Annotated in this window: 9 protein-coding genes; 3 read left to right on the top strand and 6 right to left on the bottom strand. The window is 28.9% G+C overall.

Translation table 11 applies throughout. From position 1 onward, the window contains the following. Nucleotides 1-137 precede the first annotated feature (137 nt). Nucleotides 138-1,646 carry a leucyl aminopeptidase gene (locus HACICURT3053_RS02935; protein WP_157992224.1) on the bottom strand — a complete coding sequence of 503 codons (1,509 nt, stop codon included), beginning with the start codon at nt 1,644-1,646 and terminating at the stop codon, nt 138-140. A 295-nt stretch (nt 1,647-1,941) separates the two neighbouring features. Continuing rightward, a complete protein-coding gene (metK, locus tag HACICURT3053_RS02930) occupies nt 1,942-3,102 on the bottom strand; it encodes a methionine adenosyltransferase (RefSeq protein WP_157992223.1) in 1,161 nt (386 codons plus the stop codon). A gap of 1,727 nt (nt 3,103-4,829) precedes the next feature. Between metK and HACICURT3053_RS02925 the strand changes: the two genes are divergently transcribed. The 3 genes from HACICURT3053_RS02925 to bioD all read left to right on the top strand — a co-directional run bounded on the left by HACICURT3053_RS02925 (nt 4,830) and on the right by bioD (nt 10,280). Continuing rightward, nucleotides 4,830-7,001: a hypothetical protein gene (locus tag HACICURT3053_RS02925; RefSeq protein ID WP_157992222.1), complete on the top strand. Its 2,172-nt coding sequence runs from the start codon at nt 4,830-4,832 to the stop codon at nt 6,999-7,001. Between the two features lie 988 nt (nt 7,002-7,989). Then, nucleotides 7,990-8,697, top strand: a complete 708-nt coding sequence (gene hda / locus HACICURT3053_RS02920) for a DnaA inactivator Hda (RefSeq protein WP_157992221.1) — start codon at nt 7,990-7,992, stop codon at nt 8,695-8,697. Between the two features lie 887 nt (nt 8,698-9,584). Beyond that, on the top strand, nt 9,585-10,280 hold the full coding sequence (gene bioD / locus HACICURT3053_RS02915) for a dethiobiotin synthase (RefSeq protein WP_157992220.1): 696 nt from the start codon (nt 9,585-9,587) through the stop codon (nt 10,278-10,280). A 2,351-nt stretch (nt 10,281-12,631) separates the two neighbouring features. Here the strand turns inward: bioD and ubiB are convergent. The 4 genes from ubiB to rmuC all read right to left on the bottom strand — a co-directional run bounded on the left by ubiB (nt 12,632) and on the right by rmuC (nt 18,590). After that, nucleotides 12,632-14,302 (bottom strand): ubiquinone biosynthesis regulatory protein kinase UbiB, encoded by a 1,671-nt coding sequence (ubiB, locus tag HACICURT3053_RS02910; RefSeq protein ID WP_157992219.1) that lies wholly within the window; start codon nt 14,300-14,302, stop codon nt 12,632-12,634. Further along, a complete protein-coding gene (locus HACICURT3053_RS02905; RefSeq protein WP_157992218.1) occupies nt 14,299-14,904 on the bottom strand; it encodes an SCP2 sterol-binding domain-containing protein in 606 nt (201 codons plus the stop codon). Before HACICURT3053_RS02905 ends, ubiB begins: the two co-directional genes overlap by 4 nt. 11 nt (nt 14,905-14,915) lie before the next feature. Then, the gene (ubiE, locus tag HACICURT3053_RS02900) at nt 14,916-15,677 is read right to left on the bottom strand and encodes a bifunctional demethylmenaquinone methyltransferase/2-methoxy-6-polyprenyl-1,4-benzoquinol methylase UbiE (RefSeq protein WP_157992217.1); all 762 of its coding nucleotides are present in this window, start codon (nt 15,675-15,677) and stop codon (nt 14,916-14,918) included. 1,422 nt (nt 15,678-17,099) lie between these two features. Beyond that, the gene (gene rmuC / locus HACICURT3053_RS02895; protein WP_157992216.1) at nt 17,100-18,590 is read right to left on the bottom strand and encodes a DNA recombination protein RmuC; all 1,491 of its coding nucleotides are present in this window, start codon (nt 18,588-18,590) and stop codon (nt 17,100-17,102) included. Nucleotides 18,591-18,649: the final 59 nt, after the last annotated feature.

Genomic DNA, 18,649 nt, shown 5'->3' with positions numbered 1-18,649 from the left:
GTTTGTAAAATAAATAAATTATAATTCCATTAATTATTGGTGATGGCATTAGAGTCTAAATTTTCATATTAAATAAAATAATATAAATTATATAGGTTATTCAAGTGATCAATTTTCTTTTTAATGTTTAGTGATTTTTATTCTTTTAAGTTAGATCGATTTAATAAAAACTGAGATAGAAGAGATACTGGTCTACCTGTGGCTCCAGTATTTTTTTTAGAATCCCAAGCGGTTCCAGCTACATCTAAATGTGCCCAATGGTATTTTTTTGTGAAACGAGCTAAAAAGCAGGCTGCAGTAATTGCTCCGGCTTGTCCCTCTCCAATATTTGCTATATCTGCAAAGTTAGAATCAATTTGTTTTTGATATTCCTTAGTTATTGGTAGGCGCCATACATGATCATTAGTTTGTTCTGAAGCTATCAGCAGTTCATTGGCTAATAGATCGTCATTAGATAGTAGGCCGCTCATATGATCTCCTAAAGCAATAACGCAGGCACCAGTGAGAGTAGCGATATCAATTACTATTTCTGGATTAAAACGCTTAACATAAGTCAATGCTTCGCATAGTATTAAACGTCCTTCGGCATCAGTATTAAGAACTTCAACTGTTTGACCGGACATGGTAGTAAGTATATCCCCTGGACGGTAGGCCGAGCTTCCGGGCATGTTTTCGCAACTAGCTAAAATTCCAATTACATTAAGAGGGATTTGAAGATCAGCTAGTATATTCATTACAGCATATACAGATGCTGCGCCGCACATGTCATACTTCATGTGATGCATATTCTTTTCTGGTTTTAGGGATATACCCCCGCTATCGAAGGTGACTCCTTTTCCAATTAGAACTATTGGGTTGGTGTCTGTATCTGGATGTCCTTTATACTCAATGACTGACATAATAGATTGATTTTTTGAACCAGACCCTACTGCAATATAGGCATTCATTCCTAATACATTCATTTCTTGTTCATCAACGGTATAGGTGTTTATGTATTTTTTGTAGGTTTTAGCTAAGTGATTAGTGAGAGAGGTAAGGTAAGAAGCATTACAGATGTTAGGTGGCATATTACCCAGATCTTTAGCAATTTTAATCCCTTTTGCGATAGCTAGACCATGTTGTATAGCTTGAGTGCCAATAGCTTGTTCACGTTCGCTAGAGATATTAAAGGTAATTTTGCGTAGCGCACATGTTGTTTTAGTTTTATGAATTTTAAATTGATCAAAATCATATAATACTTCATGAATAGCTTCTATTGCTTGGCGAATAGACCAGTAAATTTTGTCTTCTGACATATCTGGTTCTAGAAGAAACAGAACTGCTTCAATTGATCCGATATCATTTAACTTCCTAATTGTTTCATGAATTATTTTTCTATATTTCTCTATATCTGTCTCACGTTTTTTTCCGCACCCAATCAGTAAAATACGTTTAGAAGGAATATTTGGTATGTGATATAAAAGAAGACTTTGTCCAATCTTTCCTTCTATTAAGCCATCACTCAATAGGGAAGTAAGATAACCATGGCTAATTTTATCTAGTTCCTCAGCTGTTGATGAAAGTTTCTGGGATTCAAATATGGCTACAACGATGGCGGAGGTATTGCGTTGTTTTTCAACTTTGCTGATTTTGACATTAAATTCCATTTATTTTCCTAAATATTTTATGCAACACATCTTGTGGTTTCAGTATTATTTTCTATAGCTTTAGTATATAGAAAAGATAGAATTAAACAATTTTAAGATTTGATCTTAACAAGAATTCTATAGAATATATCAATATTCTAATAAATATTTTTTTAATTTAGAGATATCAATCTATGATGTTGCTTGAAATTAGATTACTTCTGTCTAGTCTATAATACTAGACTTTTTATGATTTATGCTGAGATATTGTATTTTTTGCATTTTTAAGTTTTATCGTTAAGCACAAAATGTGTATCTAGCATTTTTTAAGACCAGCAGCTTCACGTAGTTCAGATGCTTTTTCAGTTTTTTCCCATGGAAATTTTTCACGACCAAAATGACCATACGAAGCAGTTTCGCGATAGATCGGGTGGAGTAGATCTAGCATTTCAATCAAACCATAAGGTCTAAGATCAAAGAATTTTCGTATAAGAAAGATTAATAGTTCGGTTTTAATTTTACCGGTTCCAAATGTTTCTACCATAATAGAAGTAGGTTCCGCAATACCGATAGCATAAGAAATCTGTAGTTCGCATCGCTCTGCTAGACCTGCGGCAACAATGTTTTTTGCTACGTAACGTGCCGCATACGCAGCAGATCGATCAACTTTTGATGGGTCTTTTCCTGAGAAAGCGCCGCCACCATGACGAGCCATACCTCCATAAGTATCAACGATAATTTTACGTCCAGTTAATCCACAGTCTCCCATAGGTCCTCCAATCACGAAACGGCCTGTTGGGTTAATATGATATTTAATATGATTACTTGTCCAACTAGACGGTAGGACAGGTTTAATAATTTCTTCGATGATTGCTTCTTGAAGTTCTTTTTGTGAAATATTTTCTTCATGTTGAGTCGAAAAAACAACTGTATCAATACCAATAATTTTATTATTGTCATATTGAAAAGTAATTTGGCTTTTTGCATCTGGACGCAACCATGGCAATCGACCGCTTTTACGTATTTCAGATTGTTGTTTGACAAGTCGATGAGCATAGGTAATTGGTGCTGGCATTAATACGTCTGTTTCGTTGGTAGCGTATCCAAACATCAGACCTTGATCGCCTGCTCCTTGTTCTTTTGGATTTGGACGAGTAATACCTTGGTTAATATCTGATGACTGTTTACCAATAGCATTCAGTACTGCACAGGAATTAGCATCAAATCCCATGTCAGAATGGATATACCCTATATCTCGTATGCTTTGTCTTGTAATTTCTTCGATATCTACCCATGCTTTAGTTGATATTTCACCTCCAACCATAACCATTCCGGTTTTTACATAAGTTTCACAAGCTACTCTGGCTTGTGGATCTTGATCTAAAATAGCATCGAGTATTGCATCTGAAATTTGATCAGCAATTTTGTCAGGATGTCCTTCTGATACAGACTCGGATGTAAAAAAGTGTTTTGCCATCTTGTTGTTACCCTGAGTGTTACAGTTTTTCATCAAGCATATTTGATGGGTGCATAGCTTATATTCTTGATTATTAAGCATTGTACAATATTCTAAAAATAGTCATCTTAATATTGAAGATGATATGTGAAAGATTGATGCTACTAAAAAGATATACAACATATTTGGTAGAAAATGTTATTTACTATTTTTATAGTACTATTTTACATAATTTTTATATTTAGATTTTTTTATCTAGCAATATGTTTTAAGTTTATTTAAAGATGTATAGTGGGTCACTATACATATAGAAATGGTTATATTTAGAGAACCAAAGAGATTGGTTGTATTTAATTCTCAAATATATGTTCAATTTTTTGAGGTATTTATAATTTATATCTTATTATATATTATAAGATATAAATTATCACATCTTCAATCACCTTGATATAAGGAGAATAGTGTGATAATAAAAGATAGAAAAGAACAGAATGGATCTAATTGCAATAATTAATTTATAAGTCTTTGATATATATTGAATTATATTGAAGTGGTTGTAATATTGTAATAGCAGCATATTCTTTTACGTATTCTAGATCAGTCTTCATAAGAAAGAATATATCTATTTAAAAACTCATTATGGCTAATGAATCGATTTAACAGTTTTGAAATTCATTTAAAAAAGATGAATACGAGTCAAAATAGAAAGTTTTTGGGCCAAGTGACACAATTTGTATATGATATTGCTACTTAATTATTTTTCATAAAATTCAGAAGAAAACTTTAGAATCATTAGAATTAATTAAAAAAATTAATATTTGATATTTCTTAGATAGTTAAACTGATAGAATCGATATTATTGTTAGTAATATTTTTATAGGTTTTTTTAGTTTTTTAAATTGCCATACCACAATTAATAAAGAATTGGTAAGAGATGTTGAATTAATTTTACCATATATAATATATCACAATTCATTGAGAAATGAGTATTGAAAGGATTAATTTTGATAGATATTTATTCTTTTAATTTAAAGTTTTACACTGATTAAAAGATTTAACAAATTAATAGATTAATTAATCTATATTAGTAAACAATTAATCTATATTTATAGATGTAGTGTTTAAAGTAAAAACGATTCCACTTTGTATTTTCTAATTATAATAATAATTTATTATTTATATTTTAATATAAATATCTTAGGAATTGGGTAAGCTTGAAGGAGTGTTAACAGAGAAAGCCGTGAGAAGACAGAGATTGAGTAAGGACCGTAGAAGATATGTTAATTAGGCTAGTCTGTATTCCAGTTCATTGTAGTTAAATTCTATTCATAGAATATTTATAATAAATATTATATTCAGTTAGATAAGGACTAATATTTAAGAGTAGATTTATCGCTATTAGGTGATAATTATCACTATTGGTTTTTGAGGTTTTATAGTCCTAATTTCTTAATTTTTCAGAATTTTGTAATGAGAGTTTTTATGATAAATTTAGTAGATGATTTAAGATTTTTATTATTCTATATATAATAGATAAGGATGATAAACATGACTAAGTCGTAATAATGTTTCAAAGTTGATACTGATGATATCAAGTGATTTGTGTGATATTCATTTTTTATTAATGGTATGTAGATGTATTGAATTTAAATTATAGAGAAATGTTTCTGACTATAATTGGTAAATTATTAAGAGTCATCATAAGTTATTTTATTCTTTATGAAGACTCCTGAAGGAAATAGCGTTTTATGAAAAATCTTAAAATGAAAATTATTCAAATGATAATTGATATTTTTAATGTACAAATGAGTCGATTATGTTTGATTTTATTTTTTTTTGGCACTTCTGTTTCGGTGTGTGCGCAAATAGATGAGATAGAATTTGTAGATAAAAAAATGATTTCAAAGTCAATAAGTGAACTAGATGCTGCACGGATCTATGCCATTTCTTTTGATGGCTCTGTAATAGGGGGGGATACACCACCTGATTCTGATTTTAAAAAAGCAGCAGTGTGGACGGGAGACCATTGGGCCAATCAAATTATTTTAGGAGATTTAGGTTATAATCATCGAACTGGTGCTGGAGTTTCAGCTAGCTCCAAGGACGGGAAAATACTTGCAGGTTATGCTGCTGATAAGATAGGTAGTCGTCATGGAGTCATTTGGTATGGCGATCATTGGCGAAAGGTATATGATGTAGAAAAGGTGAGTACGGGTAAAAGGATAGTTTCTGAAGTGTCTGCTTTATCTGCAGATGGTACAGTGGCAGGAGGGCATTCTAGTTTTAGATCTGGTCATATTTATGCGACTATCTGGTCTGGTGATCACTGGTCTACCGCTATAGATTTAGATAAAAATGTTTCTATTTCTGAAGGATCTAAAGTGTCCGCGTTATCGTATGATGGTAAAGTAGCGGGAGGATATCGTTTGCTACCGGTCAAGTTGATAAACGCGACTATTTGGTTTGGTGATAACTGGTCTGTGAGTAAATTGCTAGCTAAACCTCAAGGTGGTAAATTGCTTCCTTCTGAGGTTTTCTCTTTATCATCTGATGGGAAAATAGCAGCTGGTTATGTTACTAAACCTGATGGTAATAAGCATGCATCTATTTGGTCTGGTGAGAACTGGACGACTGAAACAGATTTAGGTACTTTTAAAAGTGATAATACTGGATCATCTGGGGTATATTCATTATCTTCGGATGGGAAAATAGCAGCTGGTTATGCTACTGGAATTAATGGTAAGACACATGCGGCTATTTGGTCTGGCGAGAAATGGGATAATAAGATTGATTTAGGCACACTGTGCCAGAATGATTCTGGCAGTTCTGAGATTTCATTACTATCTCCTGATGGAAAGATAGCTGTAGGGGATTCGATTGATGATGATGATAAGAATCATGCATTTATACTGAGAGTGCCTCGTTTTGCTTTAGATAAAACGCCATCAAGTTCGTTATCTACTAAACCAGCTTTAAATAGTGTATCAGATCGTACTACTCCACCTGTATTAATTGATCTCATGAATACACGTGATAGTGTGCATCAGGTAGCAGGAGACGCATTTGTATTAATGACATTACAAAAACAAAGTTTAGCTAAGTTGCAGAAAGGGTGTGTAGTTTCTGATAAGAATTGGTGTTGGTTAATTAATTCAGATAAGTCTAATTTAATGTCTCAGGATATGGCTCCAGTAGTCAATTTAGGATACGGTATAACCGATATGTTATCTTTGGGGGGTGTTATTACGAATTTTTTCCCTCATGTTCCACATAATAGTCATAAAATTAATGGAAATAATTTTGGGATTGGGTTTTATGCTGATATGCATGCTCCATTAGGTTTTGGAGACAATTATTTTCGTCCTTCTTTTTCATTCATAGAGAATGGGTTAGGGGTGAATCGTTCTTCTTTTTCTCATACTGAACAAGGAAAGGGCAATAGTAAATTAAACGGGTTTAGTTCTTCTATGGAGTGGGGGAATGGTCAATCGATTTTTAATAAAAATATTGCATTTTTTTGGCACTTAGGTTTACGGTATGATTACTTATCTCGTTCTTCTTATCAAGAAGATAAGAAATTAAGTTTTCCTGTTAAGTACAATAAGATTAATTATGAAAATTGTAGAGCGGATGTAGGGGTAGACCTCCGGATTCTAGTTTCGCCATATTTAACATGGATATCTGGTATGAAAATTGAGAACATTATAAAAGATAGTGATTTGATCTCTGATTCTATGGTAAATGGAATAGGTGCGTTACAAAATAAAATGGATATTAAGAAGACACAGTATATATTAAAGACTGGAGTTAGATCTATTTTAAATAAAAATGTTTCTATATCATTTCTTACTTCGCTCAATCAAAAAAATTTAGGTAATGAAACCTTTAAGGTTACTTTAGGCCTTACTGGTAAGTTTTAATATTAGAAAATATACTATATTTGGTATAAATACTTAACTAATTAGTTAGATTAATAGTTTTTTAATATATTATATTCTAATTACAATTAGAGGTTTTTCATTAATCTACGTTGTGTAATTACATACAAAATTATTTTTTGTATCTTTAACATAAATGTGTGCGAGATTGAAAGATTAGGAATAAATTCTGGATATGTTTAGTATTGTTTTTTTGTTTGACATGTCTATATAAAAGTCTAATGTGATTATGATTTTTTTTGATATTAAATATCAGTTTTTTTGTGGATTCTTTTACAGATTAGTGATGATATCGTTAATTGACTATTAAAACCAAGCGAAATTATATCTATAGTTTTTGGATTAAACTAAGGTGGCCGGGTCTCTTGTTAAGAAAATCGGTCTAGGCTTTTGTTCTAAGAAAATTCAGGATATTTAAAGAATCTATGCTGACTAAAGAGAGAAAGGATTGTATAAATATTGATATATTAAATTGAAATCTATAATAATTTTCTTATTTAGGAAAATATTATTAGTAATATGCTAAAATGGAAATTTTAAGATTTATTATTAGGTTCTCTAGGATTATTAAAATTTTAATTAATTATAATTTTAAAGAAGAAGTTGTAGATTGTTATGACCTAATTATGGTGTTTTTGGTGCAAAGCCTTTATTAACCAAAGATTAAGAAAGTTCTTATTGTATTAAATATGATTTCATCAATATGACCGGATATTAGTTAATTTTTATATATAATATATGCTTATTATGTCTATATTTAAGAGATAAATTAACTAGAATAATAAGAAAGAAGAACGAGGTGTATATAGGTATTTAAATACTATTTAAAATAGATAGCTTATACTGTTATTTCTTATTTTTTCAAGAATTTTATATAAAATATTTAGTTCTTTTTGATTTATGAGAGTTAAGGCATTTACCTCTAGTCATATTTGAATTATTACATCTTTTGCCTGCTCAAAGAGACGAGGTGATTCTGAATAAGCCGGCACAGCTTTTGCTTCCACTTCATTTACCTAATGATAGGACTTTTTCTAGTTTTTGGGTAGGAGAAAATAGTTTGCTATTAAGCGTATTAAGGAGTGCTTTAGTACAGAGTAAAAGTAGTTATATTTATTTCTGGTCTAGTCAAAGGGGAGGGCGAAGTCATTTATTACACGCTTCTTGTGCAGAGTCTTCCGAATATGGAAAGACAGCAGGTTATTTACCTTTAGATAAGAGGGCTTGGTTTATTCCAGAGGTTTTAGATGGTATGGAACATTTATTTTTAGTATGTATTGATAATATTGAGTGTATTGCTGGTGATGAGAAGTGGGAAATGGCGGTCTTTAATTTATATAATCGTATTTTAGAAACAGGAAAAACACGATTATTTATTACTGGAGATTGTCCCCCGCGTCAGTTAAATCTTAAATTAGCAGATTTAGCTTCTCGTTTAGATTGGGGTCAGATTTATAAGTTACAGTCTTTATCAGATGAAGATAAATTGCAGGCATTGAAAGTACGTGCTCAGCTGCGTGGTTTTGAATTGCCGGAAGATGTTGGTCGTTTTTTGTTAAAACGACTGGATCGTGAAATTGGAACGCTTCTTATTATGCTGAATGAATTGGATAAAGCATCAATCAGCGCCAAGAGAAAACTTACTATTCCTTTTGTTAAAGGAACTTTAGCCCTTTAAGGGTTAGTGGTTCTATATTTTATATCTTACTTTAATAAGCTAATTATCGTATAATATTGAAGATTGGTATTCATAATAGGTGGTAATTTTTAGAAATTAATATAAATATCTAACAAAATCATTATTTTAGAATCAATTAAATCACAATGATTAGGTCTATTCGTTACTGATTATTTATAGGAAACATAGGATCTAGGTTTGATATTAGAAAGATGCAAGTTTGCAGTTGATGAATGATTTTATATGTATTTTATAATACTTCTTGTTTCAAGAAAGGATAATGTATTAGTAGTGTTATATATTTTTATATAGCATACTACGAATAGTTTATAGATTTTTAGTTTTAATAGATAAAGGTATATACTGATATTGATTATAGTTTGAAAACTTGTTAGTTTATTTAGAATGATCAATTATTAGTGGGAGCTAATAATTTCCATTAGATTGTTATTTTTTTATTATCAATATAAAACTTAGTGTTTAATAGAAGGGGCATTGATCATATTGATACTGAGAAAATATCACATAAAGTATAAATAAATATTAAAGATTAAGTTGACGTATCGATGTCAGAAGAGCACCGTATAAGGATATTTTATCTGATTAGCAGGTCTTTGCTATTAGCATAATCCGGAGTCTGTCCAATTTAATAGAGATTATTCGTTATGAGATGAAATTGACTTGGTCTATAATTATGTCTAAAATTTCGAGTAATAGTAAACATTAAGATTACATACTCGATTCTTTTAATACTAAATTCTTATAATCAAGAGGAAGTATGACATTTAATTTTTTTAATAAGATAGAATAAAGAAATAGAGATTTTGTGAATATATTTTTATTTGATTGATAATTAACTGAAGTTTATTGTTAAGAGGTATTTTTATTTGAATCAGTATGTTTTTGTTACTGGAACGGATACAAATGTTGGAAAAACTTTAGCATCTTGTGCGCTTCTACAATCTGCAGTTAGCAATGGATATCGCTCAGTTGGATATAAACCAGTCTCTTCTGGTTGTGTATTAACACCACATGGAGCTAGGAGCAAAGACGCATTAGCATTAATCGCTAATAGTAATGTTTCACTTAAGTATAATCAAGTGAATCCAATTGCTTTATTCTCTCCTACTTCACCTCATATTGCGTGTCATATAGAAAGAAAAAATATTGATATAAGCGTTTTATCTAAAGGATTATCAGATTTAGCGATTATTTCGGATTTAGTTGTGGTAGAAGGAGTAGGAGGATGGCTAACCCCTCTGGGAGAAAAATTAGATTTTTCTGACTGGGTAAGATATGAGCGATTGCCGGTTGTTTTAGTTGCGGGTATCAAACTTGGTGTTATTAATCATTCACTCTTAACCGCTTCAGTTATTCATCAAGCAGGCTTGCGGTTAGTTGGATGGATTGCTAATCATCCTTTGAAATCTGTTCAGTTTGCGTCAGAATATATAATAGATTTACAAAATCGATTAGATGCTCCATTGTTAGGAGTTATTCCATATTTAAAAAGCTCTGAGGAGAGAGAGCTTGGTCACTATTTAAACTTTTCTTTATTAAGAAGAATTATCTCATCTAGATGATCTTATGACAAGAAAATAAAATATATATTTTTAAAATAACTTACTTATATTCTATGAGGTTTTAACATTTATTTATCAGAAAAGGATCGATGTATATTATTGATATGTTTTTAACAGATCATTCTTAGTAATATTTTTCTTTAATATTTAAATATTATCTTAAAATATTCATATCTATGTTCTAGTTATTATTTTATTTTTTGCAAAATAACAATGTGATGAATAAATATTATAAAGAATTTTATATATGATGTAATCGTATATTACGATATAATACAATCTATTAATTATTTATTTTAAATAAATTAAAGTTTTTTTAATTAGGAGATAAAGTGAATATTGATATATTTTATGATAAAATGGATGATGTCATATTTATTTTTATGAATATCACTTTAAATCTTGTAAGGGTTTAATTATTTTTTTGATTATATAATACCATACCTATGAGGTAGTAGAGACTTGTATTTTAGATTATCTATATTTTATAAGTGTATTTATTTTTTTAAAAAATTGGACATTATTGTTTATAAAAAATTTTATATTCTTGATAGAATTTTCATAAAGGAATAATCACCTGTTTAATGTTTTATTTTTATTAGCTTTTATATTTCGTATAGAGGATGAAATTGTTATAAAACTGATACTTAAGAGATATTTAGAAATTGCATATATTTTATTTTCGATATGTTTTGATTGATATTTGTTTAAACATTTTAGTTTAATTGTTAATTTCTATAGGTAATAGAAATTATTATCTACATATTTTACTTTTCATTTATTTCTAAATAGACCATAAAAACATAATTATAATCATTCTTTTGGTTTATTCAGTTTGTTCTTGGTTAGTTTGTTCAGTTAGCATAGAATTATGTATGTCTGTATCGGATGTTATCGCATAATGCATTCTCTTCTTCTTTAAGAGAAAATATATATATTGTATTTTAGATGTCTATAATAGTGATTTATTATAAAATATTTTAGGACAAGAGAACAGATTCTAATTAATTAATATATATTATTATTTTTACAATAAGATTTTATCTTATATGTTTATTAATTATATTGATAATATTATCTTTTTTATAAAAATAAACATTATTAATTAGATAATTAAAAGATATATAATCAAAATTAATAGTTTTATTTTTAAAAATAAATTATATACTGTTATTTTAAATCTATATAATTTAAGATAGGAGCAAGTATATATTGATTTATATTCATTAATGTATATATGAAACTATTTTTAAGTTTCTGATGGTTAAAATATGTATATAATAAAATTATATAACATATGTAATGTTATTAATATTATGTATTTGTTACATTTTAATAAAATATATAGAATAATGATGCATGATTTTAATAATTATTTTTATCAATTGTTATTATTTATTATTAAATAGTATTTCAATAAGATGTGATGATGTTATCATATATTGAATATCTTATTAAAAAATAAAAAGATGAAACTAGTATTATCGTGATTCTACATAATCATAGACAAAAATATAAAATATTTATATATGCATATGAAATTGAAGGAACGATGGTAAAGTGAATATGATTTTTCTATTAAAAATAGTGTGCTCGTTTTGTCCTATTGTATAAATAGTTAGTAGATAATGTAGTTATATATTCTATATGGAATATAGAAGTTGATTACTAAGATGATCAATAATTTATTATCATTAATAAAAGGAATATTAGATATTAATATATTATAATTGATAATATGTAAAAAAAGTGTTTAGAATGATTGGTAATATAGTTTAGTAACGAGAAAAATTTTATGAGTGTATTATTTGTGATTTAAAAAATTATCAATTTTGAATGGTTTTATTTTTTTATTTTAGATTATATTACAATCATTAATTTTGAAACAATATTTATGAAATTTATTAAATTAAAAATGATCATTTAGTAATATAAATGTCTTATATATATTTATTTTTTATTAAAATAATTTTTAATATTATATACTATATAATCTGAGATTTTAAGGTCCTATATCTTATTCAGGATAACGTTAGAATTTATTATTAGAGTATCTTTGTATTTTATATATTGTCATTAAAGTTTTCTTTTTTTATTTCTTATATTAGTATTAGTTATTTTTTATAAGATTAGTTAGTAATTTTTGATTATGATCCATGGTAAGAGATAGATGATTACATTCTTTTACTATCAAGATAAATAAAGGCATATTCCTTATACTATGTAAGGAAAAAGATAATTTTTTTAGTTACATGTTTTACCTATTATGCATACAGGGTATACAATATTTTATTTATCTGATAAATATTAATTATTTTTATCCTGATTACATATTAATTCATAGTAACCTACTAAGAATCTGGTTTATTAGGTACCCGAGGTGGTCTTATTCTGATCCACCATCCAATTAACCATGTTATCCATCCAGATATGATAAGCCCAATGGAAAGCGTCGTCCATTCTGAGGATAAGATAAGTAACATGATATTACTAAGAAGTAGTATAGGGCTAAGACTAAACCAACAATATGATTTTTTTTGTTTATTTTGTTCATAATATAGGTTTGATGCTAGTCGATCTATACGATTTTGTATATTTTTATTTTGTTTAAGGTGTTCATAAAAAAGATCTGGTAATTCAGGTAGCTTTGATGCCCAAATTGGAATTTTATTTTTTAAAGTTTGTAGAATTGCAGGTATACCTATTTGATTTTGAATCCAGTCCTCAAGGAATGGTTTAGCCGTCTTCCATAAATCTAGGTTTGGATCTAATTGTCGACCAAGCCCTTCTACATACAGCAAAGTTTTCTGTAAAAGAACCAATTGTGGTTGGATTTCCATGTGAAAAGATCGTGTTATATTAAACAAACTAATTAGTAGATGTGCAAAAGAAATTTCTATTAAAGGTTTTTTAAAAATAGGTTCACATATGCTTCGAATAGCAAATTCAAAATCTTCTATATCAGTGCCTGGTGGCACCCATCCTGAGTCTATATGTAGGGTTGCTACTTTACGATAATCACGATTCAAAAAAGCTAGAAAATTTTCTGCCAAGTAGCGTTTGTCTTCTTTTTGTAAAGTACCGACAATTCCGTAATCAATTCCAATGTATTGAGGATTGTCTGGATGCATATAGTTTACAAAAATATTACCTGGATGCATATCTGCGTGAAAAAAACTATCGCGAAATACTTGAGTAAAGAAGATATGAACGCCTCGTTCAGCTAAAAGATTTAAATTAACACCATATTGAATTAACATAACAATATTAGAGATTGGAATACCATAAATACGCTCCATAACAAGAATGTTTTTAGTACATAATTCTCGATATATTTTTGGTACATATAATATTTGGCTATGATAAAAATTACGACGCATGCGCATAGCATTGTCTGCTTCACGTAGTAAGTTTAATTCATTAAGAAGTGTTTTTTCATAGTTATGAACTACCTCTATTAGATGCAGTGAACGAAAAGAAGGTATAAAGTGTGGAATCCATAATGCAAGTCGATAGATAAGTTTTAAATCAGACTGAATAAGGGATAAAATTTCAGGTCGAATAATTTTTATAATTACTTCACAACCGTTATTTTTGAGTGTAGCAGTATGTACTTGAGCGATAGAGGCGGAAGCTAATGGGGTGATATTGAAGTTATTAAACTGAGTATGAATAGGCGCATTTAAGGCAGATTCAATTAAGTGTTGTGCTTTGAGACCATCAAATGGGGTTACGCTATCTTGCAAGAGCGTTAGTTCTTCAGAAATATGGATTGGCAATAAATCATGACGTGTAGAAAGCATTTGACCAAATTTAATCCATATTGGGCCTAATTGTTCTAAAGCCAAACGTAATCGTACACCTTGAGGTTGGTTTAAGTATTCGTTGGGTATCCAAAATAGACATCTTCGATACAATCGTAATACTCGAGAAACAAATTCTAAAGGGATGAGCTCATCTAGATTATAATGAAAAAAAATACGAACAATTAGACAGAGACGGCGGAATTCACCGTAGGTCATGTCTCCTCCAAAAGCGCTGTTCGTTTGTGTAGAGCATCCAATGAATATGTTAGCGTATTTATTTCTTTTATAAACCAAACAAGCTCTAATGGGTTAGGAATTAATTTCCACTCCTCCATGAAGACTTCAAATAAATATCTTTTTTTATATTCTATAGCATGCCAGATTTCATGGGATAGTTGACCATTAAGGTGGTTAATAATCTTTTTAATAAGATTGCAGAACCATAGGAATATGTATTTTTTTTGATTTTTTGGTATAGAATACATTAAAGAAAAAATATTGTGGATGACTTTTATATCACCTTCTATTTCGAGATTTCCGTCCTGAATTAGTCTGATGAGATTTTTATAATTGTGTATGTTCAGCAAAGCTGTGTAGTGGATTTTTATCTTACAGTTTGTTATGTCAGTCCAATCGGTAAATATAAATATTTCTTTTTCATTAAATAATAAAGTAATTGGTTTCATTATTTCAAAGAGATCTATAGAGATAGTTTTATTTCTGAGATTATTTTGAATAGCCTGGGGGGCTTTCTGATAATGTAGGATTATAGTTAAAAATTTTTCCAGTATGACTATATATGGTGTAGATAATCCCATGATTGTCCTTTTTAGAATTTAAAACCGCAATGTAGTGCTACAATGCCTCCTGTTAGGTTTTTATATGTAGTATCCTGAAAACCAATATCAATCATCATCTTTTTAAGTGTTTCTTGATTAGGGTGCATTTGAATAGATTCTGCTAGGTAACGATAACTGTGAGAATCTTGTGCTACTATTTTTCCAATGTAAGGAAGGATATGTAAATTGTATAGATTATATAATCTATGTAGTTTTGTACATTGTGGATGCGAAAACTCTAGCACTAACAGGCGTCCTCCTTTTTTAAGGGTTCGCAACATGGATCGCAGAGCTGTATCTATTTCAGTTATATTTCGCAAGCCAAATGCGATAGCAATGCAGTCAAAAAAATTATCTGGAAATGGTAAGGCCTCCGCGTTAGTTTGTACATAATGTATTTTACTAATTAGGCCTTTGTTACGCAATTTATCGCGTCCGATTTTTAACATTGAGCTATTAAGATCTGCTAACACAACCAAACCTGTTTTTCCGACTAAATAATAAAATTGTTCTGTTAGGTCACCTGTTCCACCTGCTAAATCAAGTACGCGTTGACCTGGTTGTACATTGCTAGAGGCGATAGCCAAACGCTTCCATATTCGATGAATACCTAGTGACATTAGATCGTTCATAACATCATATTTAGATGCAACAGAATGAAATACATTAGTGACTAAATGAGTTTTTTCTTCTTTCATAACGGATCGAAAACCAAAGTAAGTGCTCTGTTTAGATGTATTGTTCTGCTTCATATATGTTCCAAGTATTAAAATTTATTCTAAGTATATGGTTATGGATATAGTTCTCTAGTTATTGATGATAGTTATAGAAATTATTGAAGTTTGAAATGTATTTAAAAAATGTATTGTTTAGATTATTTTTTTGAAGGTGTTCCAGTATAACATACCGTAAGGGGTTGCGTGTATACCTACAGTATTAATAAACGTTTTAATTTTTTATCAAGTGAATACAGTTTTAGATTTATTTATGATGTTATCATTTTTTATTACATTTTTTTTAGATAAGTATATTATTTAATAGAATATGTTTAGAAAATGGAATATATAATAATATGGTGTTTTCTAAAAAAAAAGTTAAATATATATCTGATATAATTATTTTCAATTAGAAAATTCTAATTAAGAGATAATTTACGCAGATAAAAATGTGTTATGGTATATTATATTCGATATAAAAAGACAGGTGTTCTTAATTAAGAATGAAGATAAAATACTGAGAGTTAAAATTATTTTTAATAAGATTTTTTTTAGTTATTCATTAAAAGTTTTGTTTATTATACTTTCTTTGATTATAGATAGATAGATGAATTTAAGTATGAGATATTTAATTTTTATTTTATTTTTTAATTTATGTAGAACTCTTTTGTATCAGAGAATGTCTATTTATTTTCTGTATAAATATTAGTTGTTTTAAAATATGTAACTGTCTTGATTCTTTTTAATTACTAGATTTTTTATTTTTTAAGATTTTTAAGCAATCACTAAAAGAATGATTAGAAGACTTTGTTTCTCTTTAATTAAAGAAGGATGATTCATGGCGTACATGATTAAGTTCTTTTTAGAGAACTTAAGTAGATGAGATTCCTATATATATCGTATAATATAGAATAAGTTTTGATAAATATGTTTTATATTTTCTGATCTCAGAAGAATTGATATTTATAATTATGGATAAGGATGTATTAATATCTCCTATAGAAGGTTGACAATCCTTTTTACATCATCTATTTGTATCTAGTTAAAATATTTACAATTTCCCCATTTTCTTCTACAAAGACATTAAAAGGAGATATTTTTATTTATTTAGAGTATTTTATATATTTATCTTCATAAAGGTTAAATCGTGATGTAATTTTATTACTTTTTAAAAAGTATATCTAAGTTTTATTAGATTTTTGACAATATATTATTGGGTTATGTAAGTTAGTTAGTCTATATTTTTATGCTTAATGAAATATCTGGCATGTCAATTACTGTGTTATGATCTAGATTAATAGATAGTATAAAAGTTTTTTTATATTTAGATCATTAATCTTAATGATCAGAATAACTTGTATATAATTCATTCATTTACAGTGAGAATTAAATAATGATATTTATATATTAAATTATAAAATTTATTATATTAGGAATATTTTATGACATATATTCATTTTAATTAAGATCACTAACATTAGTGCGGTTTATTTTTTCTTGATCTTTTATAAGTAAAGATTTTTCTATTAGTTTTTTATGGATTGGTCGTTTTATTTCAACACCCATTTGACGGAAAGCTTCAGCTTGGGAAATTAAGTTTCCACGTCCTTCTGATAACTTTTTCATAGATTGCTGATAGCAATGTTGTGCTTTACATAGATTATCCCCTATGCTGCACATGTCGTCTACAAATAAGCGTATTTTATCATACAGGCGTGCGGCGCGATCAGAAATATGTTGGGCATAACGATTTTGGTTTTCATGATGCCATAGATTATTTATAGTGCGTAATGCGACTAGAAGCGTTGTTGGGCTTACTAGCATAATATTTTGATTTAAAGCTTCAGTAATCAGCTCGGGTTTTCTGTTAATTGCCAGTAGAAAAGCTGGCTCTATTGGAATAAACATTAAGATATAATCTAGAGAGCGTATGCCTGGTAGTGATTGGTAATCTTTATTACTCAGGTTTTTTAAATGCCCACGAATAGCAATAATATGTTCTTTAATAGCTTTTTCTTGTTGGATAGAATCAATTGAGTTGAAATAACGTTCATAGGCCACTAGCGTCATTTTTGCATCGATTATTATATCTCTTTCATGAGGCATGTGAACAATAATATCTGGTTGAAAGTGTCCATTGTCTTCTGTTTGAATTTTTACTTGAGTTTCATATTCATGACCTTCTCGTAAGCCAGCGGCATCTAAAATATTACTGAGAACTATTTCTCCCCAGTTGCCTTGGGTTTTTTTGTCTCCTTTTAATGCTCGAGTTAAATTGAGTGTTTCTTCAGTTATTTGCGCATTAAGTTTTTGAAGATTGTGAATCTCATAAGTTAAGGTATGGCGTTCTCGTGATTCTTGGTTTAATCCTTCTTGTACTTGACGTCGAAATCCTTCGAGTTGTTCGCGTAGTGGTTCTATTAAACCTTGTAGGCTGTTTCTATTTTGTTCATCAATACGGTGTCCGGTATTTTCAAAAATACGATTTGCTAGATTTTCAAATTGAATATTGAGATGTTGCTCATTGTGTACTAAGAGTTTATTTTTTTCTTCAATAAAGGTTTTTGTTTCTTCTAGACGGGCTGTTATTTCACGTAGTTCCGCTTTTTGGGCGTTATTAATTTCTATTTGATAATCTTTTTCATGTCTTAGTTTTTCATTTTCGTTTTTCCAGTGTTCAATATTATCTATTTTTTCTCTAGTAGTTGCTAAACAACTATACAGTGCGTGATATTCTTGTTCTTTTTGTTGTTGAAGAATTATGTGTTTCTCTAACTGCCCTTGTAATCGATTAAGTTCGTTATTTTTACATTGAATTTCTTCGTTATAAAGAAGTTTTTCCTTTTTTATTTTGGATAGACGGAATTTATAATGGACAGAGGTCCAGATCCAACCTATTATGGTTGCCGATAAAATAGAGATAAAATCATACTTAGTTATATTGTTCATTTTTTAGTATATTTTATTAGTGTCTAACATAAATTTTAAATTTTTTAAGATTTTTATTC

The organism is Candidatus Erwinia haradaeae (assembly GCF_900698855.1).
Lineage (GTDB): Bacteria > Pseudomonadota > Gammaproteobacteria > Enterobacterales > Enterobacteriaceae > Erwinia_E > Erwinia_E haradaeae_F.
Note: the sequence above shows the minus strand (reverse complement) of the source record. Positions and strands in the feature narration are given on the sequence as shown.